The 24809-nt window shown below is 59.9% G+C and carries 20 protein-coding genes and 1 pseudogene; 17 read left to right on the top strand and 4 right to left on the bottom strand.

The features are described from left to right. Positions 1-10 precede the first annotated feature (10 nt). The 9 genes from XH85_RS47655 to XH85_RS16925 all read left to right on the top strand — a co-directional run bounded on the left by XH85_RS47655 (position 11) and on the right by XH85_RS16925 (position 11569). A complete protein-coding gene (locus XH85_RS47655; RefSeq protein ID WP_338025645.1) occupies positions 11-277 on the top strand; it encodes a hypothetical protein in 267 nt (88 codons plus the stop codon). 313 nt (positions 278-590) lie between these two features. Continuing rightward, complete coding sequence (gene asnB, locus XH85_RS16890) at positions 591-2534, top strand: asparagine synthase (glutamine-hydrolyzing) (RefSeq protein WP_128932693.1); 1944 nt, start codon at positions 591-593, stop codon at positions 2532-2534. Between the two features lie 47 nt (positions 2535-2581). After that, entirely contained in the window at positions 2582-3331 is a 750-nt protein-coding gene (locus XH85_RS16895; RefSeq protein WP_164940241.1) for an ABC transporter permease, read from the top strand. After that, the gene (locus XH85_RS16900; protein ID WP_128932695.1) at positions 3328-4668 is read left to right on the top strand and encodes an ABC transporter ATP-binding protein; all 1341 of its coding nucleotides are present in this window, start codon (positions 3328-3330) and stop codon (positions 4666-4668) included. The genes XH85_RS16895 and XH85_RS16900 overlap by 4 nt, the downstream gene beginning before the upstream one ends. Before the next feature lie 8 nt (positions 4669-4676). Continuing rightward, the gene (locus tag XH85_RS16905; RefSeq protein WP_164940240.1) at positions 4677-5540 is read left to right on the top strand and encodes a TylF/MycF/NovP-related O-methyltransferase; all 864 of its coding nucleotides are present in this window, start codon (positions 4677-4679) and stop codon (positions 5538-5540) included. Positions 5541-5583: 43 nt separating this feature from the next. Continuing rightward, entirely contained in the window at positions 5584-7740 is a 2157-nt protein-coding gene (locus tag XH85_RS16910) for a glycosyltransferase (RefSeq protein ID WP_128932697.1), read from the top strand. 550 nt (positions 7741-8290) lie between these two features. Beyond that, positions 8291-9454: a glycosyltransferase gene (locus XH85_RS16915; RefSeq protein ID WP_245473476.1), complete on the top strand. Its 1164-nt coding sequence runs from the start codon at positions 8291-8293 to the stop codon at positions 9452-9454. Between the two features lie 21 nt (positions 9455-9475). Continuing rightward, on the top strand, positions 9476-10285 hold the full coding sequence (locus XH85_RS16920; RefSeq protein WP_128932699.1) for a class I SAM-dependent methyltransferase: 810 nt from the start codon (positions 9476-9478) through the stop codon (positions 10283-10285). An 84-nt stretch (positions 10286-10369) separates the two neighbouring features. After that, complete coding sequence (locus XH85_RS16925; RefSeq protein ID WP_128932700.1) at positions 10370-11569, top strand: glycosyltransferase; 1200 nt, start codon at positions 10370-10372, stop codon at positions 11567-11569. 1 nt (position 11570) lies between these two features. Here the strand turns inward: XH85_RS16925 and asnB (XH85_RS16930) are convergent, their stop codons facing one another. Continuing rightward, a complete protein-coding gene (asnB, locus tag XH85_RS16930; protein ID WP_128932701.1) occupies positions 11571-13505 on the bottom strand; it encodes an asparagine synthase (glutamine-hydrolyzing) in 1935 nt (644 codons plus the stop codon). Between the two features lie 443 nt (positions 13506-13948). Here asnB (XH85_RS16930) and XH85_RS16935 point away from each other — a divergent pair, with 443 nt between their 5' ends. From XH85_RS16935 to XH85_RS16965, 7 genes and pseudogenes are all read left to right on the top strand, one after another. Next, positions 13949-15238, top strand: a complete 1290-nt coding sequence (locus XH85_RS16935; protein ID WP_128932702.1) for a nucleotide sugar dehydrogenase — start codon at positions 13949-13951, stop codon at positions 15236-15238. 20 nt (positions 15239-15258) lie between these two features. Next, positions 15259-16275 carry an NAD-dependent epimerase gene (locus tag XH85_RS16940; protein WP_128937309.1) on the top strand — a complete coding sequence of 339 codons (1017 nt, stop codon included), beginning with the start codon at positions 15259-15261 and terminating at the stop codon, positions 16273-16275. A gap of 228 nt (positions 16276-16503) precedes the next feature. Further along, on the top strand, positions 16504-17565 hold the full coding sequence (locus tag XH85_RS16945) for a Gfo/Idh/MocA family protein (protein ID WP_128932703.1): 1062 nt from the start codon (positions 16504-16506) through the stop codon (positions 17563-17565). Beyond that, positions 17562-18029, top strand: coding sequence for an acyltransferase (locus XH85_RS16950; protein WP_128932704.1), 468 nt, complete (start codon positions 17562-17564; stop codon positions 18027-18029). Before XH85_RS16945 ends, XH85_RS16950 begins: the two co-directional genes overlap by 4 nt. 10 nt (positions 18030-18039) lie before the next feature. Next, complete coding sequence (locus XH85_RS16955) at positions 18040-19137, top strand: DegT/DnrJ/EryC1/StrS family aminotransferase (protein WP_128932705.1); 1098 nt, start codon at positions 18040-18042, stop codon at positions 19135-19137. A gap of 148 nt (positions 19138-19285) precedes the next feature. Further along, the gene (gene gmd / locus XH85_RS16960; RefSeq protein WP_128932706.1) at positions 19286-20371 is read left to right on the top strand and encodes a GDP-mannose 4,6-dehydratase; all 1086 of its coding nucleotides are present in this window, start codon (positions 19286-19288) and stop codon (positions 20369-20371) included. Further along, positions 20352-20527 (top strand): annotated as a pseudogene (locus XH85_RS16965) (GDP-L-fucose synthase); the annotation flags it as partial. The gene gmd and the pseudogene XH85_RS16965, both read left to right, overlap by 20 nt. A 258-nt stretch (positions 20528-20785) precedes the next feature. On the opposite strand, the gene XH85_RS16975 reads toward XH85_RS16965, so the two are convergent. Further along, a complete protein-coding gene (locus XH85_RS16975; RefSeq protein ID WP_128932707.1) occupies positions 20786-21304 on the bottom strand; it encodes a D-glycero-alpha-D-manno-heptose-1,7-bisphosphate 7-phosphatase in 519 nt (172 codons plus the stop codon). Between the two features lie 88 nt (positions 21305-21392). Next, entirely contained in the window at positions 21393-22616 is a 1224-nt protein-coding gene (locus XH85_RS16980; RefSeq protein WP_128932708.1) for a phenylacetate--CoA ligase family protein, read from the bottom strand. 89 nt (positions 22617-22705) lie between these two features. Here XH85_RS16980 and XH85_RS16985 point away from each other — a divergent pair, with 89 nt between their 5' ends. Next, on the top strand, positions 22706-23857 hold the full coding sequence (locus XH85_RS16985; protein ID WP_164940238.1) for an AGE family epimerase/isomerase: 1152 nt from the start codon (positions 22706-22708) through the stop codon (positions 23855-23857). Positions 23858-23869: 12 nt separating this feature from the next. Here the strand turns inward: XH85_RS16985 and XH85_RS16990 are convergent, their stop codons facing one another. Then, positions 23870-24709 carry an ABC transporter ATP-binding protein gene (locus tag XH85_RS16990; RefSeq protein ID WP_128932709.1) on the bottom strand — a complete coding sequence of 280 codons (840 nt, stop codon included), beginning with the start codon at positions 24707-24709 and terminating at the stop codon, positions 23870-23872. Positions 24710-24809: the final 100 nt, after the last annotated feature.

Raw genomic sequence — 24809 nt, forward strand, 5'->3', positions numbered from 1 at the left:
GCGCAAGCTGGTGTGCAAAGGCTTTGAACCGTACCGGCCTCGCTATCTAAAGCGCCGGAGTCACGCCCGGAAGATCGATCAGATGGTTCCAATGTTCCCACGTTACCTGTTCGTTCGAATCGACTGGAGAAGGTGCGCGTATCCGCGGGGGCCTTTGCCGAGAGTCTCGGATTATTCGATGGGTTGGTTGATCGAGATCGGGTCGCGATCTTGCTTGACCTGCTGGGACGAAAGGTTCGGGTCTCGATCGAGGCCGGCTCGGCTGTCGGCTGCGTGAAGTGGTCTGACGTGTGCGGATGAATCGGCCGCGTGCAAATTGAGGGCTCCGTTGGTCTCAGGTCCACCCGGACTGCGGTTGCTTGGAAAATTCACTGCTTCAGGTTGGGGGCGACGTTTGTTGAACTCATTTGCTCTTGCTCGGAGTGATGCGTGGTACCTGCAATGTTGATCATTCCGCAGACGTGGCTCGTTCTCAGTCATCCCAACATCGTGTCCTATCTGTCGATCCTCCACCGAATGCGCAGTCCGCGCGGCGGCGCTGTTTTCGGTGATCTGTTTGTATCTACCGCCAAGGGGAGGGGGGCGAAGTAATGTGCGGCATTGCGGGTTTCTTGCGGCTTCAGCAAGGCGGCCGAGGGCCTCTATCGCAGCGTGTCCTCGACGAAATGACGGATAGCCTCGCATATCGTGGGCCGGATTCAAGAGGCACATGGCTCGACAATGAGCGAGGTGTGGGCCTCGGCCACCGACGTCTGGCGATACGTGATCTGACCCCTACGGGCGCTCAACCGATGACATCGGGATGTGGGCGGTTCGTCATAATCTACAATGGTGAGGTTTACTCGCATAATGAGATTGCGGCCGATCTTGAGCGGACCAATCGTCGGCTCAAAGGTCACTCGGATACAGAGATCATTCTTGAGGCTTGCGCGGAATGGGGCATCGAAAATGTCGTGCCGCGCCTGATAGGCATGTTCGCTATCGCGCTATATGACAAGCAGACGCGCGAGCTGGTTCTTTTGCGTGACCGCCTTGGAATCAAGCCGCTTTACTGGAGCGTAATTGATGGAGTGCTGACTTTCGGCTCGGAATTGAAGGCGCTGCGCGCTGTTCCGGGCTGGGCGCCGGTCCTGGATCGCAACGCGATGGGCTCGTTCATGCGCCACAATTATATCCCGGCGCCTTTTACGATCTATAAGGATACCTACAAGCTCGAACCCGGCACCATGCTCAAGACAGGGGTTGGCGGCGAAGTTTCGATTGAGCGCTTCTGGAATCTCCGAGGCCTCGTTGAGAAGTCGGTGGGGAGCAAATCAAAAATCGACGAGGCTGACGCGATCAATCGCCTTGATGCTTTGCTCTCCGACGCAGTGAGGCGCCGGTTGGTTGCCGATGTGCCGATTGGTTCGCTGTTGTCGGGGGGGATAGACTCCTCGCTTGTGACTGCACTGATGGCAGAGACCGCAGATCGAAAGATCAATACATTCTCGATCGGTTTTGCGGAGAAGGGTTTTGACGAGGCGCCCTTTGCGCGCGAGGTCGCGCGTCATATCGGGACTGACCACACCGAATTGTATGCCGATGCCTCGCATGCCTTGGACATGGTTGAACATCTGCCGCAATGGTACGACGAACCGTTCGCAGATTCCTCTCAGCTGCCGACGGCCTTGGTGTGCGAGCTGACCCGCCAGCATGTTAAGGTCGTTCTTTCAGGAGATGGTGGTGATGAATTGTTTGCGGGATACTCCCGCTATTCCCATGCACTTGACATGCGAAAGGCCGCCAGGCCCGCCACCGCGGCTTTGCGCAGTGTGCTGGCTCGAGGTCTCCGTGCGGTCCCAACGCGTGCCTTGGATCAGATTGGCCAGGTGCTGCCGGCCCGCTGGCGGATAAATGGTCTTGGTTCGAAGGTTGAACGGTACGCCCCAGCTATTCTAGCCGATGATCCGGACACGCTCTATCGCGGGATACTGAGCCATTGGCACAGTCCGGACGATCTGGTGATCGGAGCCTCGGAGACCAAGGGTGTGCTTTGGGACAAGCGACTTCGGAGCGGCGTTCCGAACTTTCTCGACCGGATGATGCTTATCGACACTCTCACCTATCTGCCTGACGATATTCTGACGAAGGTCGATCGCGCGAGCATGATAGTTGGGCTCGAAGCGAGGGTTCCGCTACTGGACCACCGCGTCGTGGAATTTTCCTGGACCCTTCCCAGGCATATGAAGTATCGCGATGGCGTTGCCAAATGGGCGTTGCGCGAGGTCCTCTATCGCCGTGTCCCGCCTGCACTGCTTGACCGTCCAAAGATGGGATTTGGGGTGCCGCTGGCGGAGTGGCTGAGAGGGCCGCTGAGGGGCTGGGCGGAAGAATTGTTGGCCGAGAAAAGACTGAAGGACCAGGAATTGTTCTCTCCAGCACCGATCCGAGAGCGATGGCAAGCGCATCTGGCTGGCGCGAATTGGGCTTATCCGTTGTGGAATGTCTTGATGGCGCAGGCGTGGCTGTCAGCTAATCCGGAGGTCTCGCTGTGATAGCGGCGCCGTCACTTCTTGGCTCGGTGTACGGACACCGCGAGCTCGTGGCCGAGCTCGTAAAGCGTGAGTTGCGTGATCGTCACACGGGGCAGCTACTAGGCGCGCTGTGGGCTTATGGCCATCCGCTGCTGCTCATGCTGATGTACTCGCTCCTGTTCGCATATGTATTCCCGACCCGCGTAGGCGGCAGCAGCGGACATCCCGACTTTGCCGTCAATGTCTTGATCGGAATAGTCTCGTGGCTGGCCTTTCAGGATTTGCTAGCGCGATCCACCACGATATTGACCGCTCATGCAAGCCTCGTGAAGCAGATCATTTTTCCGGTTGTGGTATTGCCGGTCAAGACTGCGATCGCTTCAGCGCTCCCATACTCAATCGCGCTCTTGTTCACGATTGGGTACGCTGCGATTGACGGGACTCTGACCTTCATGGTTCTGACTGTCCCGATCTTGATTGCGATACAGCTTATTGCGATGACCGGCGTCGCTCTCATGCTGTCCGCCCTCGGCATCTTCTTTCGCGATTTGCGAGACATCGTGACTATCTTCTGCACGGTCAATCTGTTCGCGCAGCCCATTTTGTTCAACCCGTATGCAACGCCGAGCTGGATGAATTGGGTCTTTCATCTTAATCCGTTCAGCTATCAGGTCTGGTGTTGGCAGGACGCGCTCTATTTCGGAGCCTTTCAACATCCGGCGGCTTGGATTGTTTTTCCCCTGGGCGCGATTTCCTGTCTGCTAATTGGCTACGTGGTGTTTTCCCGCATGAAACACGGCTTTGGGGACGCGCTATGACCGGAACCGAAATCGCCATCCGTGCCCGCGGGCTGCGAAAGGCCTACCGCGTCTATGCGCATGCAATTGACCCGCTCGTGGAAATCATTCGCCGCGTTCCACGCCACACTGAGCGGGTGGCTCTTCAGGCCGTCGATCTCGATCTCAAGCGCGGCGAGATCGTCGGAATTCTCGGGCGCAATGGCGCCGGTAAATCGACGTTGCTCAAGATCATCGCCGGAACACTCGAGCGCTCGTCGGGTGATCTGGACGTCAACGGCCGGATTACCGCCATCCTCGAGCTCGGAACTGGTTTTCACCCGGACTACACTGGACGAGAGAACATTTTCATGGGCGGCCTGTGCCTCGGCATGCCCAAGGCGGAAATCGAACGCAAGCTCGATTCGATCATCGAATTTAGCGAGTTGCGGGACGTGATCGACCAGCCGTTCAAGACCTATTCCACCGGCATGCAGGCGCGCCTCACGTTCGCCACGGCGATCAGCGTCGAGCCTGATATCCTGATAGTTGACGAAGCCTTATCGGTTGGCGATGCGCGTTTTCAGATGAAGTGCTTCGGCTGGATCCAGCGGCTGAAGCAGAGGAACGCGACGATATTGCTCGTATCCCATGACACCAACACGATCACGACTTTCTGCGATCGCGCCCTGATCCTGGAAGGTGGGCGAGTCTTCGCGGAAGGAGAGGCCGGGCCGATATCGGTAGTCTATCACAATCTGCTGTTTGGCAAGTCGGAGGCGAGCACGGCGATCGGCGCCGAAGACGCGTCTCCAGGGCTGGAGAACGCAATCAGTCAAATAGCCGTCGAGAATGCGGGCGCTTCCGACCTGCCAGCTGAAGAGGTCGCGCCAAAGATTCGATATGGATCGGGTGAGGGGCACCTGCTCGATTGGGGGGTGTTCGATGAGCAGGGGCGACGCGCAACGCTCCTCAACAGTGGAAGTAACTATCGCTTTTCGATGCGGTTACGATGTGACGCGGAGATTCCGGCATTATCCTGTGGTTTTGCAATTAAGGACCGCAGGGGAACTGTCGTATGGGGGGCAACCAACCTTACCAGCCATGGCGTAGCGTGGCGAGCCCGCGCTGGCGACGTTCTGACAATAGCGTGCGATTGCAAGATGTGGTTGGCCGCGGGCGACTTCTTTTTGACGCTCGGCGCGGCACATCTCCATGATGGTACGAAAATCGATTTCGTAGAGCATGCCGTCCAATTCCGAGTCGTTGGCCCCCAAGGGGCTTTCACGACGTCCTTGGTCAATCTCGAGAGCGAGTTGGTGATCTTCTCTGAACGTGAAGATGTCGATCGGGTAAGCGGAGCTGTCGGAGGATGTTGAAGCGAATAATGGCGCCATTGCTAGGGACGCGCGCGAGGACCGAGAGCGACGCTACCGTGCAACCCGCTCCGGCTCCCGGCTACAGCTCTGATGCTGCTCGGCTGGCGGCGGAGATCGAGAGCCTTGCGCCGGACAAGGCTGTTCAGCTTCTTACTGTCTTGAAGCGCGGGCTGGAGTCTCAATCCTCAGAATTCGAGCGCTATCTCTCGGCTGAGGCGCTCACGACAGCTATCTATCCGAAGTTCAAGTTCTCCGAGTTTGCTCGGGTATTCCTCGAGGATGATGCATTTCTTGCCTACTACATGAGGTTCATGGATGTAGGAAACTGGCATTCGCTTGATCGCAAATATGCGATGAATGAATTGCTGAAACTCGTGCTTCATCTCGACGGCGATGCCGCGGAATGCGGCACATACAGGGGCGCTACGGCCTACTTGCTGTGCCAAGCCTTCAGAAAGATGCCGATGTCCATTCATCTCTTCGACAGTTTCGAGGGTTTGTCCGAGCCAGCTTCCGTTGATGGCACATACTGGCGGAAGGGCTCTCTGACCGCGGCGGAAGATGAGTTGACGCAGAGCTTGCGGGAGTTCGACAACTATCGGATTTACAAAGGTTGGATTCCCACGCGATTTGCGGAGGCGGCCGACTGCCGGTTTCGTTTTGTGCACATAGACGTTGATCTCTACCAGCCCACGCTCGACTCACTGCAGTTCTTTTACCCTCGTATGGTGGCGGGTGGCATTATTCTGCTTGATGACCATGGGTTCAAATCATGCCCGGGTGCGAAAAAAGCAGCTGACGAATTCTTCGAATCGAAGGCCGAGAACCTCGCGCTCTTGCCAACCGGGCAGGCCTTCACGATTAAGCAGTAGGATGGGGCTTAGCTGCTTCGTACAATAGTGAGAAAGCTCTGAGATGGCTGCGGAACGCTTGAAGTGGACTCCTGAACTGGTCAATCAGTTCTGGGACAATGTGGGGCAGACCCGACTGACCGAACTCAGTTTCGCGAAGCTTGGGGGCCGTAGCGTCATTACGGCAATCGATCACATACTGCCAAAGTGCGGACGCATTCTCGATTTCGGTGCCGGCGATGGTCACCTTCTTCGCTTCATGGCGCAGCGGGGCCTTACCGTGGCAGGATACGAGCCGTCGAAAGGGCGCGCGGCAAATCTGCAGCGTGCGCTGGAGAATTTCGATGGATTCCTGGGCGTTGTGGGCGATGAATCGACGGAGACTTTTGATGTCGTGATCATGTCCGAGGTCATCGAGCATGTTCTGGAAGAAGTCTTGGACGTCACGCTCGATCGTCTTGCGCGTTTTGTGCGTCCCGGAGGTTTGTTGGTCGTCACGACTCCTAACAACGAAGACCTCGATTTGGACATGGCGTACTGCCCGGTCAGCAACCTGCTGTTCCACCGTTGGCAGCACGTCCGCTCACTAGATCAATCGTCGCTCAGGACGCTGCTTTCTCGATTCGGTTTCGATGAAGTGGTTACGCATCAAGTGGGATTCGACGACAATATCTTTGTCCCGCACGATGCCTTCTGGAGTGGAAAGCCTATCGTTGATCCTCTGCCGAATTGGCTTGAGGACATGCGACAGAACAAGCCTACTCAAGCCGGGGCGGGGAATCGACTTCTGTACATCGGGCAGAAGGGGGGCGCGACGGACTATCAGAAGGAATTGACGGCTTTTCAGACTCTTGCTGCTCAAGCGATGTCGAGCACGATAGCGCCGAAGGCGTCGCCGCATCGCAGTGGAATCTTGATGATCATTGGTTCGTTGGGCCCGGGGGGCGCTGAACGGCAAATGGTTGCCTTGGTCGAACAGATCGTATTGCGAGGGATGGATTCAGTTGCTGTGGCGCTCGTCCATCCACCGGCGACAGAGCGCGAGAATTTCTTCAGAGTCAGGCTGGAGAAGGCGGGCGTCAGAGTCATCGATGGCTTCTCTGCCGCGAAATCTCCGTCCGGATCCGAGAAGATAGCGGATCCTGATCCTTTTGAAGTGTTGCCCCCCGAGCTCGCCGACGTAAGGGCCTACTACGACCTTCTCTCCGACGTGAATCCTGAGACAGTGTATCTGTGGATGGACGAGGTTTGCATCAAAGGAGGCGTTGCAGCGACCGTACTGCAGATTCCCCGAATATTGCTCTGCTTTCGGAATATGCCATCCTACCATTTCCCTTACTATCACGGATACCATCGTGATTGTTATCGGTTCTTGGCAAAGCAACCGAGGTTGCAGATGCTAAATAACAGCCATGCTGGAGCGCGAGCGTACGCCGAGTGGCTGGAGCTCCCGGAGCGTGCGATCAAGGTCGTTCACAACGGAATTGACCTCGACAATAATGCTGAAACGGCGGTCTTGAGAAGACAGTATCGAGCCACGTTGGGGATCGATGAGAAGACGCTGATTGTTGGCGGTGTCTTCAGAATGATGACGGAGAAGCGTCCATTCCTTTGGCTCGATGTCGCTGCGATGATACGTGAGAAGATGCCGGATGTGCGCTTCTTGTTAGTGGGCAATGGCGCGCGGTTTGATGATGTTCGCGCTCGTGCCGTACAGCTTGGGCTGACCGGCTCATTAATATTTGCCGACCTGGAACGGCGCCCAGCCGCCGCAATCGCGGCAATGGACCTGTTCTTTCTGGCGTCCCGTATCGAGGGTCTTCCAAACGTTATTCTTGAAGCTCAGGCGCTTGGGGTTCCCGTAGCTACGACCTCTGCTGGAGGTGCTCCGGAGGCTGTGCTGGATGGCAAGACGGGGCAGATATTCAAGCCCGATACGACGGCGCGGGTTATGGCTGATAGTATCGTTGAGTTGCTGCGCAACTTGCGTTGGAGAAGGAAAGCTGCGCAACTGGCGCCGCAACACATCGAAAGTTCCTTTAGCGTAGAGCGCATGGCCGACGGGATGCTTGCCGCTCGTGATGGAATTGCGGTCCGTCCGGCGGTTGACAGCGCGGTTGTTGAGGCTGATCCCGTTGCGGGGAAGACAGATCGACAGCAACGATCCTGGGCGCTGCAATGGTTTACGGCCAAACTCCCGTCCTGGATATATCGATCGTGAGCGAGCGACTGGGTCGACGACGGTGCCGAATTCATCGTTCTTCTCAAGCGGGATCGAACAAGTCATGATCGCAGCACTTGAGCGAAGGCCAGCCAGGCCAATTGTCTAGGGGGCGAAGGACGTGACCAAGGAGGAGCAGACGACTTTATCGAAGGGCAACGCTGCATGGCGGCCATCGGGGTGGACCGTTTCCATGTTTGCAGCAGGTCCAAAATTCATGGCAAGGGCATTCGTGGGAGCAGTCCGTCGCAATCTGCCACACCGAGCGATTGCATTTGTCAGGCGGTACCCGCTGCGTCGGCCTCAATCTGTCACGTTCAAGAATGCGTTCTTGTTCGCTTGGTCGAAGATGGCTCGCTGTCGCCCTTTGTTGGCGCGTGATCCAGCGGAACTCAGCATGGTGGAGCGAGTTGAGCGCCGAATCCTCGAGCTCGTCCTGGCGATGCCCGATGGACGGTATCGTCGCGCGCTGAGGCAGTTCAGTCTCCAGTTGGAGAGGCAAGGTGTGCCGGGGGCGAGGAGCTCGATTGCACGGCAGCGCGGCGTGACGATGATGATTGGAACGCTTGGCCCGGGCGGTGCGGAGCGCCAGTTGGTGGTCACGGCGCGGGGGCTTCGTGATGGCAGGAAACCAAACATCCGCGTTGCGTGTGTTGATCTATCCTCTCCGGTCAGCAGGTTTTTTTTGCCGGAGCTGGAGTCCCAGGATATTGAAGCTAGTGTAATCGGTACTGAAGTTGACGGTAATCTCGATCCGAGGCTGCGGTGCGTCGTTGACACCTTGCCGTTTGAACTGCGGGACGACGTGACTCTTTATGCGAAGACATTGGCGGCGCAACAACCCGAGATCGCCCACCTTTGGCTCGACGAAGTCAACATTAAAGGGGGCATCGCAGCGGTGCTGACCGGCGTTCCAAGAATCATCATATCGCAACGTAGTCTGCCACCGATCAATTTCGTTTTTCATCAGCCGTACATGCGTGAAAGCTACCGGTGGCTCGCGCGTCAGCCCGGCGTCAAGATGATCAACAATAGTGCGGCCGGTGCGAGGGCTTACGAGGCGTGGCTTGGATTGACCAGGAACTCGATCGGCGTTGTTCGCAACGGATATGCCTTTGATGAGTCTGAGCTGGCGGGGTACAAGGCGGATTGTATCAAACTCCGACAGCGTGTCGGGATTGAACCCGGCGCGTTGGTTGTGGGGACCGTGATGCGCTTCACCGAGGAAAAGTGCCCCATTTTGTGGCTGGAGATAGCAGCGCTCATCCGCCGAGATCTGCCCGAAGTGCGTTTTCTGATCGTTGGAGATGGACCTTTGCGCGCGGCCATGGAGGCCCGCGCTGCTGCCGAAGATTTGGCGGGGGCCGTATTTTTCGCGGGACATCTGAAGGAGTCAATGGCCGCTATTGCCAGCATGGATCTGATGCTTCTGACCTCCCGTGCGGAGGGGCTTCCGAACGTTTTGGTCGAAGCGCAGTTCCTGGGTGTACCCGTAGTGACGACGCCGGCCGGCGGCGCACCAGAGGCTGTCAATCACGGCAAGTCAGGCTGGGTTCTTCAGGGCTGGGACGCGGCATCGAGTGCTTGCCAAATCGTGCGCCTTTTGCGAGACGGCCATTGGCTAGAAGCCGCGGCGAAAGATGGTCCTGAGTTCGCGTTTAAGCGCTTCGGGGTTCAGCGTGCGATCGATGAAACGCTCGCGGTGTACGGTTGAACGGATTTCCAGAGGATAATTATGGACCAGGTAGAAGAGAAGCGCTTCGAGTTCGGAAAGAACTGGCACGACTTCATTCAGAAGAATTTTGACGCGGAGAAGGTTCACACTTCGAAGCGTCATATCCTTCAGTTCATGGGGCGTTCCGATCTCAATGGCCTGACGGTTCTCGATATTGGTTGCGGCAGCGGGCTCCATTCGATTGCCATGCTGGATGCTGGCGCAGCCCGGGTGGATGGTTTCGACTATGATCCGGATTCAATCCGGGCCAGCAAATTTGTCCAGTCTCAAGCGGGCAACCCTGCCAATTGGACCGCGGAGCAGGGGTCGGTTCTTGACGATGCATACGTCGCCAAATTGCCGCTCTACGATCTGGTTTATTCGTGGGGGGTGCTGCATCACACGGGTGAGGTTTGGCATGCGATCCAAAATGCAGCTAGCCGGGTCAAGCCAGGGGGACTGTTCTACATCGCACTCTACTCGGCTGATGTGCAAAAGGATCCGACCCCGGAATTCTGGCTTGATGTGAAGCGTCGATACGTTGCTTCCGGCTGGCTGCGGCGCAGGCTCATGGACGGTTGGTACGTCTGGCGTTTCGAAATGTATAGAGATCCGCGGAATTTGCCCGCGTTCCTGCGGCGGGTGCGGGAGTACAAGAAAATGCGCGGCATGAACAAATTCACCGACATCCGCGATTGGCTCGGCGGCTGGCCCATGGAGTTCGTCTACGACAAGGACGCCACCGATTTCGTCGAGAAGATGGGTTTCAAACTCGATAAGATCGCGACCGGCGAAGCAAATACCGAGTTCCTGTTTGTTCGAAATTCGTAGCGGAACGATGCGGTGTCCTCTGTTGCATGAGGATCGCGACAAGACGCTCGCGGTCACGGCGAGGACGTCATTGATTTCCAGGCAATGAGCCAACTCCCGATCATATACGTGATAGGCTCCCTCGATGTCGGGGGAGCCGAGCGACATCTGACACAAATCATCCCGAGACTGGATCGCGCCCGATGGAAGCCGGTCGTCTGTTGCCTGACTGCAAGAGGCAAGCTCGCGGATGGTCTGGAGGCGGCTGGCTTCGAGGTGATCGTCTGTCCGGCCGCGCGGCGTTCCGGCGGTGCATCGCGGATACGAAGCCTCGTGCGTCTCGTTGAGACGGTCTTCTGGCTTTCTCGAGTCATGCGCCGATTTCGTCCGGCGATCGCTCATTTCTTCTTGCCCGGGGCTTACATCCTGGGGGCACCGGCGTCGATTCTGGCCCGCGTTCCCGTTCGAATCATGAGTCGACGAAGCCTCAACAACTACCAGCGCAACATGCGTTTTAGCTCTGCGATCGAGGGCGGGCTGCATCGCTACATGACGGCCATTCTGGGAAATTCGAACAGCGTCGTGCGTCAACTGAGAGATGACGAAAACGTCCGGGCGGATCGGCTGGGCCTGATCTATAACGGCATTGATTTCGCTAGCTATCAAAAGTCTTCGACGGTGCGGCAGGGCGTGCGTGCGTCCCTCAAGATCGATCGAGGCGCGCTTGTTTTCATTATGGTGGCAAATCTCATCCCTTATAAAGGACATCAGGATCTGCTGGTGGCGTTCTCGATGGCTCGCGCCCATTTGCCCACCGGCTGGAGACTATTGATGGTGGGGCGAGACGACGGCATCGGCACGACGCTGCGCGAACAAGCGGCGAATTTGAACATAAATGACAACGTCCTCTTTCTCGGTTCAAGAAGCGACGTGCCCGATCTCCTGTGTGGGGCGGATGTCAGTGTTCTGTCCTCACACGAGGAGGGGTTCTCGAACGCTGTCCTCGAGAGCATGGCGGCCGGACTTCCAGTGATCGCGACCGACGTGGGAGGAAATCCCGAGGCGAATATCAACGGAGAAACCGGGTTCATCGTGCCGCCGCGTGATCCTGAGGCGATGAGCGAGGCGATACTTCTTCTTTCAGCGGATGAGGCATTGCGCGGCAGCATGGGCACCAGGGCGGCAGACCGGGCCGAAAAAAACTTCAGCCTGGACGCTTGTGTGTCGCGCTATGAGGATCTTTATCGCAGCTTGCTGGAGGGCAAGCTTCCGGGCGAGATCCCGAGCATCCGGCTTTCGAAGTAATCTATTCCCACCGTTCGCGCCACGCTTCGAACATCAAAACGCCCCAGAGTGCGTATGGCCAATTGCGCTTGCGCGACAGATGCTCGGTCCAGTGCCGGCGAATGAGCGCGACGTCGAACAAATCCGTCTCGCGCAGCCGTTTCTCGGAAAGCAGATTTTCTGCCCATTGTCGCAACGGCCCACGTAACCATTCGTCGAGTGGAACGGCAAAGCCCATCTTTGGACGTTCGACGAGATTTCTTGGAACGTGACGGTACAGAACCTGACGTAACAGCCATTTGCTGACGCCGCGCCGGATTTTGACGGAGTGCGGGAGCCGCCAGGCCATTTCCACAACGCGGTGATCGAGAAGTGGCACTCTCGCTTCAAGAGCGACTGCCATGCTCGTACGATCAACCTTTGTTAGAATATCGTCAGGAAGATACGTCACCAAATCGAGGAATTGCATTCGATCGAGCAAATTCGGAAAATCAGTTCTTACGGTGTTGTCCCACAATATCCTACGAGCTTCCGATAGGCCAGGCGCGATGCGACTCGGGTCCCAATGGCTGATCAGCTTTCTGTACAGTTCATCGGCATCGTTCAACCCGAGCACATTCGCGAATTTATGAATCTTGTCGCCGGGCAGTCGCGGATAGCTGTGCTCCGGAAGGTAGTCGAAAATCGCGTTCCATCGCTCCGAGCTTACCGAAGTCAGACCCGCTGCGAGTGCCTTTCGCGCGGGGGCTGGCACCAGCGAAAGCATCCTCCAGGAACGCCGGGTCAGCTGATATCGATTGTAGCCCGAGAAGAGTTCGTCGCCGCCATCGCCCGAAAGTGCGACGGTGACGTGCTTGCGTGTCATCGCTGAAACCAAGTAGGTCGGAATCTGTGACGAGTCAGCGAACGGCTCGTCGAAGATTTCGGAAAGCTTCGGTACGACCTCGAGCGCTTGCTGCGAGGTTGCGATGAGTTCGGTGTGCTCCGTCCCGAGATGCTTGGCGATCGCAGCGGCATGAGGCGCCTCGTTATAGGCCTTTTGCTCAAAGCCGATCGAGAACGTCTTTACCGGTCCGACGTTTGCGGCCTTCATCAACGCGACGACGGTCGATGAATCGATTCCGCCGGAAAGGAATGCGCCGAGCGGCACGTCCGCCATCGTCCGCTTGCGGACGGCATCGACAAGAAGCGTCTCGAGTTGTTCGACCAGCGATGCCTCGTCTCCGGAGAGCGGATTGCTCAGCCCGTCGAGAGCCACCTGCCGGGCATCCCAGAATTTCTCAATTTGTGGTTCGCGGCCGAATTCCAGGGTCAGAATGGTCCCCGGCTCGAGTTTGTGGACATCCCGATAGATGGTGTGCGGAGCCGGGATGTAGTTATGCCGCATGAACGAGGCGACCGCCGCCGGTTCGATCCGCGGCGTCCATCCCGGATGCTGGCGCAGGGCCTTGAGCTCCGAGCCGAACATGAACAGCCCGCCGATCTTCGCCCAATAGATCGGTTTGATGCCGAGGCGATCGCGGATGAGCTTCAGGGTTCGCTGTTGCCTGTCCCAGATCGCGATCGCAAACATGCCGATCAGTCGGTCAGCCGTGGCGCGGATTCCGTATCGCGCGAATGATTCGAGCAGGACCTCCGTGTCCGAGTGTCCGCGGAAACGGTGGCCGGTCGCTTCGATCTCGGCTCGGATTGGAAGGTGGCTGTAGACCTCGCCATTGTAGACCATCACGAAGCGGCCATCGGCCGAGTGCATGGGCTGGTGTCCGGCGGGCGAAAGATCCAGGATCGATAGGCGGCGGTGAACAAGGGCAACACCGGCTTCGGCATCGACCCATATGCCGTGGTCGTCGGGACCGCGATGTTCCAGGCTGACGTCCATGGCGCCAGCGACGGATTTTAGCTGGTCGACCGACGTCCGACTGCTGGGGTCCGCGAGAAATCCGGCGATTCCGCACATCGTGCCCTACTGGAAGGCTCGCAAATCGGTCAACGGGCAGGGGCCGAGCCAGGGAGATCGCCGGTCCAGCAGAATTAGCTCATATCGCATCTGAACCACGACAATAAGACGGCAATCCACAGTTGAAGACCTGGCCAAGGCGCAAACCAATAGCCGCGAAGGTTATTCCGACGGAACCGGATAAGGCAAAGTTGGCGACGCCGGTATTGCGGTCGACGGAGCTCAGAGCCGACGCATTTTGGCCGTGTCGCAGTGCCTCAAAGGACGCCAGGAGGGCCGAAGAGGTTAGTCCGCTTTGGTATTCTCTTTAGGTCGCTCTGGCAATAGCGCTCGCTTTTTGCGGCAGAATCCTTGGTATCTTAAGGACTTTCGCTCTTGCGACATCGGCTATATGGCGGCTAAACAACCGGCGTCGATGGTACGCCTGAGCCGGAACTTCCTTTATGTCAAATTTCCGAAAGATTGCAGTTGTTGGTTTGGGCTATGTCGGCCTTCCGGTTGCGGTTGCCTTTGCCCGCAAAAGAATACCTGTCGTCGGTTTTGACGTGGACGGCAGCCGCGTTGCCGAGCTCAGCAAGGGATATGACCGTACGCGTGAAGTCGACGCCGAAGATCTTCGCCATCCGTCGCTAACGTTCTCGGTGGATCCGGTGGCGATCCGAGACTCGGATTTCTTCATCGTCACCGTGCCGACGCCAATCGACGATGCGCACCGGCCGGATCTGGGAGCGATGATTGCCGCATCGCGCACGGTCGGCGATGCGCTCAAGAAGGGCGACATCGTCGTCTACGAATCGACGGTTTATCCGGGCGCGATCGAGGAGGAATGTATCCCAATCCTGGCGGAGGTCTCCCATTTGAAGCCGGGCGTGGACTTCACGGTTGGGTACTCTCCCGAGCGGATCAATCCCGGTGACAAACTGCACCGTTTCGAGACCATCATGAAGGTCGTCTCTGCTCAGGATGCAAAAACGCTTGACATTGTTGCTGATGTCTATGGGTCCGTCGTGACGGCCGGCATCCATCGCGCACCTTCCATCAAAGTGGCCGAGGCTGCCAAGGTCATCGAGAACACGCAGCGCGATCTGAACATCGCGTTCATGAACGAGCTATCGCTGATCTTTCAGGTCCTGAATATCGACACGGGCGACGTTTTGGCGGCCGCGGGCACAAAATGGAATTTTCTGCCGTTTCAGCCCGGCCTCGTTGGCGGCCACTGCATCGGCGTCGACCCCTACTATCTGACTTTTCGTGCCGAGCGAGCGGGCTACCATCCGGAGGTGATTCTGGCCGGTCGCCGGATCAATGACGGCATGGGTCAGCGCATTGCCCGCGAATGTGTTCGAATGCTGCTTCGCGGGAAGGGCAGGGGGGGCAGAAGCACTGTCACGGTACTTGGCCTGACCTTCAAGGAGAATGTCCCGGATACGCGCAACTCCCGTGTGGTCGACATCATTCGCGAGCTTGAGACATTTGGTATCCATGTTCAGGTGCACGATCCTCTCGCGAACGCGGAGGATGCAAGCCACGAATACGGGCTAACGCTGACTGATCTGGATGCCCTGCGTCCGGCGGATGCGGTCATCCTGGCCGTGGCGCATGATAGCTATCTCGCCGGTGGCTGGCCGCTCTTTCAACGGCTATTGGATGACGGCACGGGTCTTATCCTGGACGTCAAGGCGAAGCTCGACCGTGGCGTGACGCCCGCCGGCATCGAGCTCTGGCGGCTATAGAAAGAATGGCTGAGAAGGCGATGTCGCACGATACACCACTGGTCACTGGAGCTGCCGGGTTCATTGGCTTTCATGTTGCCCAGCGCCTCCTGGCGGCAGGCCGCAAGGTCGTCGGCCTGGACATCGTCAATGACTATTACGATCCTCGACTGAAAGAAGCGCGTCTCGAAATCCTGAAGCGCGACCCGAACTTCACTTTTGTAAAGCTCGATTTGACCGACCGTGCGGGTATCAAGTCGCTCTTTGCCGAGTATCGTTTTCCTGTCGTTGTCCATCTTGCCGCCCAGGCTGGTGTGCGCTATTCGCTTGAGCATCCACATGCGTATGTGGATGCAAACCTGGAAGGCTTCATCAATATTCTTGAAGGGTGTCGGCACAACGGGTGCGGCCATTTGCTGTTTGCTTCATCGTCATCGGTCTATGGCAGCAATACGAAACTGCCCTTCTCGGTACATGACAATGTCGATCATCCCATCAGCCTGTACGCCGCGTCGAAGAAAGCTAATGAGCTGATGGCGCACTCCTATAGCCATTTGTACGGCATCCCTGCCACAGGACTGCGGTTCTTCACGGTCTATGGTCCCTGGGGTCGCCCGGACATGGCCATGTTCATTTTCGCAAAGGCGATTTTGAGTGGAACGCCGATCAAGCTGTTCAACAATGGCGACATGCGGCGTGACTTCACCTTTGTTGACGATATCGCCGAAGCGATTATTCGCCTCATGAAGCGTCCACCTCAGCGCAAATCAATCCCGCCGACCGCCACGCCCGATCCTTCGAGCAGCCGGGCGCCCTGGAAGATCTACAATATCGGCAACAATAACCCCGAGGAGCTCTTACACGTCGTTTCGGTGCTGGAGAAGGAGCTCGGCCGGACAGCAATCAGAGAGCTGCTGCCGATGCAACCTGGCGATGTGCCGGCGACGTATGCCGATATCGAAGATCTGGCGCGAGACATCGGATTCCGCCCAGCGACGAGCATCGAGGATGGGATCGCGCGATTTATCAAGTGGTACCGCGAGTACCACAAGGTTTGAAGCGGGGCCGACACTCGCGGCTGGCCGCGGACCGGACTTGCTGCCGACTGCCCGGCGACGAACATGGCGGGATCGGTGCGCGGCCCGCCGCCTGACCGGCGCAGGGCCTTGCTTTATCCCGGGATTTCTGGGTAATGGAACGCTACCGTGCGGCTCGCAAGGCCGCTTGTTTCCTCGGCTCTTCGGCTGGTTGCGATGGCCGGTCACGAGACAAGACAGGGCCTTTGCATGATCAGATTTGGCCTGCTCGGCTGCGGGCGTATCGCCAAGCGTCATTCCGATCTCCTGGGTGGCAATCACATCGAGGGAGCAAACCTTATTGCGGTGTGCGATCCGATCCGTGCGCGCGCTGATGCGGTTGCCGGGAAGTTCGGCGTTGCGGCCCACTACGAAATGGACAAGTTCCTGGCACGCAAGGATATCGACGCGGTCGCTGTGTTGACGCCGAGCGGGATGCATCCCGCGCATGTGATCGCCTGCGCCAGGGCGGGCAAGCACGTCGTAGTCGAGAAGCCGATGGCGCTACGCCTGCAGGACGCCGACGACATGATCCGGGCCTGCGACGAGGCCGGCGTCAAGATGTTCATCGTCAAGCAGAATCGCTTCAACGTGCCGGTGGTCAAGGCGCGCGAGGCGCTCGATGCCGGCCGCTTCGGCAAGCTCATCCTTGGAACGGTCCGCGTGCGCTGGTGCCGCGACCAGGCCTACTACGATCAGGACGATTGGCGCGGCACCTGGGCCTATGACGGCGGTGTGCTGACCAATCAGGCGAGCCACCATGTCGACATGCTGGAGTGGTTCTTCGGCGACGTCGTGAGCGTGCATGCGCGCGCGGCGACGGCGCTGGCCAACATCGAAACCGAGGACACGGCCGTCGCAACGCTGAAGTTCCGCAACGGTGCGCTCGGGATCATCGAGGCGACCACCGCAGCGCGTCCGACCGATCTCGAGGGCTCGCTGTCGATCCTGGGTGAAAAGGGCACCGTCGAGATTTCCGGTTTTGCGGTCAACCAGATCCGGCATTGGCGCTTTGTCCACGAATTGCCGTCGGACAAGGACGTCGTGGAGAAGTTCTCGGTCAACCCGCCCAACGTCTACGGCTTCGGCCATCAGGCCTATTATCATCACGTGGTCGATTGCCTGGAGAACCAGCGTGCCGCGCTGGTCGACGGGCTCGAGGGCCGCAAGAGCCTGGAGCTGATCTCGGCCCTCTATGAGTCGATCGAGACCGGGGAGGAGGTGGCGCTGCGCTTCACGCCGCGACTCAGCCGGCTGGGTGTCGTTTCGTGAACCGGCCGGACGTGCATCAGGCCGGCGTGCGCGATGTCGCTTTCGGGGAGCGCGTCAAGATCGTCGAGCCCTGCAATCTCTATGGCTGCCAGCTCGGCGACGACTGCTTCGTCGGGCCGTTCACCGAAATCCAGAAAGGCGTGGTCGTCGGGGCGCGCACCCGCGTGCAATCGCATGCCTTCGTCTGCGAGCTCGTCACCATCGGCGAGGACTGCTTCATCGGGCACGGCGTAATGTTCGTCAACGACACGTTCGCAACCGGCGGCCCGGCTCGTGGACGCAAGGAGCTATGGCGAGAAACGGTGATCGGCAACCGCGTGTCGATCGGCTCCAACGTCACCATCATGCCGGTCAGGATCGTCGACGACGTCGTCATCGGTGCAGGATCGGTGGTGACCAAGGATATTACGACGCCTGGCACCTATGCCGGCAATCCGGCGCGCCGGCTTCTGGCGAGCCAATAGGGGAATATCGATGGCTGTGCCGTATGCCGACCTGCAGCTGCAATACCAGTCCATCAAGGACGAGATCGATGCGGCGATCGCCGGCGTGATCCGCGACAATTCCTTTATCCGCGGCAGCTACGTCGACACCTTTGAACGCGAATTCGCTGCGGCTGCGGAGGTGACGCACTGCGTATCCTGCGCCAACGGCACCGACGCGCTTTACCTCGCGATGCGCGCGCTGAAGGTGCAGCCGGGCGACGAGGTGATCACGACGGCGCATTCCTGGATATCGACCGCGGCGATGATCACCCATGCCGGCGCCACCGTCGTCTTCTGCGACACCGATGACGCGACCTTCACGATCGATCCGGCGACGATCGAGGCGGCGATCACGCCCCGCACGGTCGGCATCATCCCGGTGCATCTCTACGGCCAGCCCGCGGACATGGACGCGATCATGGCGATCGCGCAGAAGCATAAGCTCTGGGTGATTGAGGACTGCGCCCAGGCCCATCTCGCGCGCTACAAGGGCCGCATGGTCGGTACCTTCGGAGAGGCGGCTACCTATTCATTCTATCCCGGCAAGAATCTGGGTGCGATGGGCGACGCCGGCGCGATCGTCACCAACGATGCCGCGCTTGCGGAGCGGATGGCGATGCTGGCGCGCCATGGCGGGCTGGTGAAGCACCAGCACCATATCGAGGGCATCAACAGCCGGCTCGACGGCATGCAGGCGGCGATCCTCTCGGCCAAGCTGCCGCATCTTGCCGCCTGGACCGAGGCCCGGCAGGCCGCCGCCGAGATCTATGATTCCGGTCTCAACCAGATCGATGACGTCGTGGTGTCCGAGGTCGCGCCGGCGCGCAGCCATGTTTATCACCTCTACACGATCAGGCATCCGCGCCGCGACGCGCTCGCCGCCCATCTCAATGCCAATGGCGTGCAGACCGCGATCAACTACCCCACGGCGCTGCCATTCCTGCCGGCCTATGCGCGGTTTAACCACCGGCCGGAGCAGTTCCCCAACGCTCATCGCGATCAGGGCCGGATTCTCTCGCTGCCGATGTTCGCCGAGATCACGCGCCAGCAGCAGGATGAGGTAATCGATCTGGTTCGGAAGTTTTGATCGGATGGCGGCCGCGCGTAGGCCGCAAAGAACCATTTGGGGAGACCGAATCTGCGATTCCGGGAGGTCTGGCCGTTAGACTTGCGCCGGGGCAGATGCTACAGACCGTCCCGATTTGGATCGCGCGGTTTGCGCCTCTGGAGAAAATATGGTGGCTCAGGATTCGAAGCGGCGCGTGGCGTTGATCACCGGCATCACCGGGCAGGATGGCGCATATCTCGCCGAATATCTGCTCGTCCTCGGCTACACCGTGCATGGGATCAAGCGCAGGTCATCCTCGTTCAACACCGCGCGTGTCGACCACCTCTACGAGGATCCGCACGCCGGCAACGTGCCATTCCTGATGCACTATGGCGACATGACGGATTCCACCAATTTGATCCGGCTGATGCAGCAGATCCGGCCGACCGAGGTCTACAATCTCGCCGCCCAAAGCCACGTCCAGGTCAGTTTTGAGAGCCCGGAATACACTGCCAACGCCGATGCGGTCGGCGTGTTGCGCCTCCTTGAGGCTATTCGCATTCTTGGCTTGGAAAAGGAGACGCGATTCTACCAGGCATCGACGTCGGAGCTTTACGGCCTCGTGCAGGAAGTGCCGCAGAAGGAGACGACTCCGTTCTATCCGCGCTCGCCTTACGGTGTGGCGAAGCTGTACGGCTATTGGATCACGGTGAACTATCGAGAGGCCTATGGCATGTTCGCCAGCAACGGCATCCTGTTCAACCATGAGAGTCCGATCCGCGGCGAGACTTTCGTGACGCGGAAGATCACGCGTGGGATTGCCCGCATCGAGGTCGGCCTGGAGAGTAAGCTCTATCTCGGCAATCTCGATGCCAAGCGCGACTGGGGCCACGCCCGCGACTATGTCGAGGGCATGCACAAGATCCTGCAAGTGGACGATCCCGGCGACTTCGTGCTCGCGACCGGCGAGACGCGCTCGGTCCGCGAATTCGTCGAAGTGGCGTTTGCGGAGGTCGGCCGCAGCATCGGATGGCGCGGCAAGGGCGTCGAGGAGGTCGGCATTGACACAAAGAGCGGCAAGACGGTCGTGAAGATCGATCCGGCCTACTTCCGGCCGACCGAGGTCGACCTCCTGATTGGCGATGCGAGCAAGGCGCGTCAGGTCCTCGGCTGGAAGCCGAAGCGGACATTTGTTGAACTCGTCGAGGAGATGATGGCGAGCGACCTGGCGGAAGCAAAACGGGACGCGGCCCATGGCACCCGCAAAGTTTGAGCTGAAAGGCAGAGCGCAGGCCATTGGGGTATGGTCGGCAGCGCGTTGGTGCGCCGGCTAGCGCGGGAAGACGTCAACGACAACATTGCGATCGCGGCGAACGTGATGCAGGCCGCGCACCAGAACGGTGTCGAGAAGCTGATGTTTCTCGGCTCGTGGGTGGTCTGTTGGTCGCGATTTCCTGCTGGCTGAGCGTTTTCGGCACAATATCGACGCTGCTCGCGAGCGATGCGTATCTGAACGTCCGGTCTTCTTCCCGCGGAAGGGGAGGTCGGATCATGGCAGTGAGTGTCTTTTCCGGATTCGTGGACCCAGGCTTTGGTCAAGGGAGCGGCTATGGTGCCGATGCGCTCAACGGACTGATGCATGAGCGCCTATCGCAGAAATGGCCCCCGACTTGGAACGCTTCCCCACTCAGCGCAAGTTGATTGCCTCGCGCACAAAGGTCGCGAGATTGCCTTCCCGGAACAGCAGCCCGCGGATGCCCGCAGCGCGCGCCGCCTCCAAGTCGCGCTCTTGATCGCCTATCAGGAAGCTCCTGTCGGTTGCGACGGGAAAGCGCTGCATGAGCTCGGTGATCATGCCTGGCCTGGGCTTGCGTCGGTGGCAGTCGCGACGATAGCGCTCGATGGGGGCCTCGGGATGGTCCGGACAGTACTCGAACGCATCGATATGCGCGCCGTCCGCGGCGAGTTCCTCTGCCATCCAGCGGTGGAGGGTGTCTACGTCGCTCTCCTGATAGAAGCCGCGGGCGACGCCCGACTGGTTGGTGACGATGAAGGCGAAATAACCGGCCTTGTTCACCAGCCTGACCGCCTCGCGCGCGCCGTCCATCCATTTGAACTTACTGGCCTCGAAGAGGTAGCCTTCGTCGTGATTGAGGACGCCGTCGCGATCGAAAAAGACGGCCGGGCGCCTCGATGTCGTCGTCATAGGTCCTGCAACCGGTTTTCGCGACCCTTGTTCACCTCCGACAACTTGTCAAGGAGGTCGCAAAGGCGCTGCCGAGGAGGCCGCCAAATTACCGTTCGTCCGCGATCACCTTGCCGTCGTTCGGCAGCACACCGGGGCTGACCAACTCGACGTTGCCGCCGAGCTTCGTCACGGCACGCAAGGTGCCGGCGATCTCCCTCCGTAACGTATCGCTCGCGCTCGCGGTTTCCGCTCTCAGCGTCATCGCATCGACCTCGCCCTGGCGCGTCACGACGAGGCGCAATCTTCCGAGCGCGGAATGGCGCTTGCCGATTTCCGCGACCTGCTCGGGCCGGACGAACATGCCCTTGACCTTGGTGGTCTGGTCGGCGCGGCCCATCCATCCCTTGATGCGCATGTTGGTGCGCCCGCACGGACTCGGGCCGGGCAGCGCCGCGGTGAGATCGCCGAGGGCGAGTCTGATCCAGGGATGATGCGGATCAAGCGAGGTCACCACGATCTCGCCGACGTCGCCTGGCGCGACCGGATCGCCGGTGCCGGGCTTGACGATCTCCATTATTAGGTCTTCGTTCACGACCATGCCTTCACGCGCGGCGGTCTCGAAGGCGATGAGCCCAAGATCGGCAGTGCCGAACGCCTGGTAAGCATCGATGCCACGCGCCTTGATCTCGGCCTGCAGCGAGGGCGGGAACGCGGCGCCCGAGACCAGTGCGCGCTTGATCGAGGAGACGTCACGGCCGTCGCTTGCTGCGGCGTCGAGCAGGATCTTCAGGAAATCCGGCGTGCCGCTGTAGCCGACCGGCCGGTAAGCCTCGATCAGCTCGAACTGCTGTTCGGTATTGCCGGGACCGGCCGGGATCACGGCGCAACCGAGCGCGCGTGCCGATGCATCGAAGATGAAGCCGCCCGGGGTAAGGTGGTAGCTGAAGGTGTTGAGCACGATATCATCGGGGCGGAACCCGGCTGCGAACAGCGCCCGTGCGCCGCGCCAGGGGTCGGCCTGGCGTCCCTCCGGCTCGAAAATGGGCCCAGGGGAGGTGAAGAGGCGGGCGAACGACCCCGGCGCGGCCGCCACGAAGCCGCCGAAGGGCGTAGAGGCCTTGTGCAGGGCCGGCAATTCCGATTTGCGCAGCACCGGCAGGCTCGCCAGCGCCTCTCTAGACCGCACTGAGGCGGGGTCGAGGCCCCTCAGCCGCTCGGCATAGGCTGGAGCGGCCATCGCGCCGCGCAGGACCTCCGGCAGCCGGGAAAACAGCTCGGCCTCGCGCTCGCCCTGGTCGCGCGTCTCGAGGGCGTCGTAATGGGCGGTCATGGCTGATCTTTCCGGGTTGACATGGTCCGTTGCACGCCGCCGCTGGCATCGGTATCAGACGGCCATTGGCGAGGCTTGAAGAGGACCCGATGGCGGACGAAAGAATTATTGCGGCGAACGAGGCGACGGACGTCGTCGCGCGCCTGAAGCGCCGCATGATCGAGGAGGCGCTGCCGCTGTGGTCGACCGTCGGCTGGGATCACACCACGGGCGGTTTCATCGACCGGCTGCACCGCGACGGCACGGCGGACGCGGCGGCGCCGCGGCGCGTGTTCGTGCAGGCGCGCCAGATCTATTGCTACGCCAAGGCCGCGCAGATGGGCTGGTACCCCGAGGGGCGCGCCATCGCGCTGAAGGGGCTGGAGCATCTGCTGGCCAGAGCGAAGGCGCCGGACGGCCGGCCCGGCTATGTGCACCGGCTGACGCCGGAGGGGGCGGTGCTGGATGCCCGCCGCGATGCCTATGACCACGCCTTCATCCTGTTTGCGCTCGCGACGGTCTACGCGTTCGACCAGGATGCGCAGGTCCGCGCCGAGATCGACGCGCTGCTCGCCTTCCTCGACGGCCATCTGCGCTCGCCGCATGGTGGCGTCCACGAAGGCCTTCCGGTCTCGCTGCCGCGCCGGCAGAACCCGCACATGCATCTGTTCGAGGCGATGATCGCTTGCTTCGACGCCACCCACGATCTGTCGTTCCAGAATCGCGCCGGCGAGTTCTTTGCGCTGTTCCTCGCCAATCTCTATGACAAGCGGAAGTGCGTGCTCGGCGAGTATTTCGAGGAGGACTGGTCGAAGATCGAGCCGATCAGCGTCGAGCCGGGTCACCAGGCGGAATGGGTCTGGCTTCTGAAGGGTTTCGAACGCATCACGGGATGCCCGACCGGACAGCGGCGCGCCGAACTGCTGGCGACCTCGCTGCGCTACCGCGACGAGGCCACGGGCTGCCTGATCGACGTGGGCGATGACGCCGGCAACATCAGCCGCAGCACGCGTCGGCTGTGGCCGCAGACCGAGATCGCGAAGGCGTGGATCGCGCAAGCCGAGTCCGGCGAGGCGGGCGCGGCGGATGAGGCGCGCGCAGCGCTGGCGAGGCTCGAACGGCATTATCTCAGCCATCCCGTGAAGGGCGGCTGGTACGATCAGTTCGACCGCGACGGCAAATCGCTGATCGACACCATTCCTGCGTCGTCGTTCTATCATGTTCTCTGCGCAGTCACGGAAGCGGAACAGGTGCTGGGCTAGGCTCGTCGTGGATCACAGCCAGCGCTTGCGCCGCTTGAAGCTCTTCAGGTTCTTGAAGCTCTTGCGCTGGTCGCCGGCGCCGCCGAGGTAGAATTCCTTGACGTCCTCGTTGTCGCGCAATTCGTCCGCGGTGCCGTCGAGCACGACCTTGCCTTGCTCCATGATGTAGCCGTGGCTCGCCACCGAGAGTGCGGCGCGCGCGTTCTGCTCGACCAGCAGGATGGTGACGCCGAGGTCGCGGTTGATCTTCTGGATGATCGAGAACACCTCCTTCACCAGCAGCGGCGACAGCCCCATGGACGGCTCGTCCATCAAGATCATCTTCGGACGCGCCATCAGCGCGCGGCCGATCGCAAGCATCTGCTGCTCACCGCCCGAGAGATAACCGGCAAGGCCGGTGCGTTCCTTCAGGCGCGGGAAGTAGTTGAAGACCATGTCGAGGTCGGCATCGACCTCGCGATCCCTGCGCGTGAAGGCGCCGAGCCTGAGGTTCTCCAGCGAGGTCATGTCGGCGACGATGCGCCGGCCCTCCATCACCTGGAAGATGCCGCGGCGCACGATCTTGTCGGGATCGATGCCGTTGATGCGGTCGCCCTCGAACAGGATCTCGCCACGCGTCACCTCGCCGTCCTCGGTCTTGAGTAGGCCCGAGATCGCCTTCAGCGTCGTCGACTTCCCGGCGCCGTTGGCGCCTAACAGCGCCACGATCGCGCCATTGGGCACATCGAGGCTGAGCCCGCGCAGCACCAGGATAACGTCGTCATAGACGACCTCGATGTTGCGCACGCTGAGGAGGGGCGGGGCGGGCACGAGGCTGGGGTTGGGGCGCGTTGCTTCGGCGGTCTGGCTCATGCTTCATAACTCTCCACTGTCGTCGCCCGGCTTGACCGGGCGACCCAGTATTCCAGAGACGCCGAAGTTTCACGGATATGCCGCGGCGTACTGGATCCCC

The organism is Bradyrhizobium zhanjiangense (assembly GCF_004114935.1).
GTDB lineage: Bacteria > Pseudomonadota > Alphaproteobacteria > Rhizobiales > Xanthobacteraceae > Bradyrhizobium > Bradyrhizobium zhanjiangense.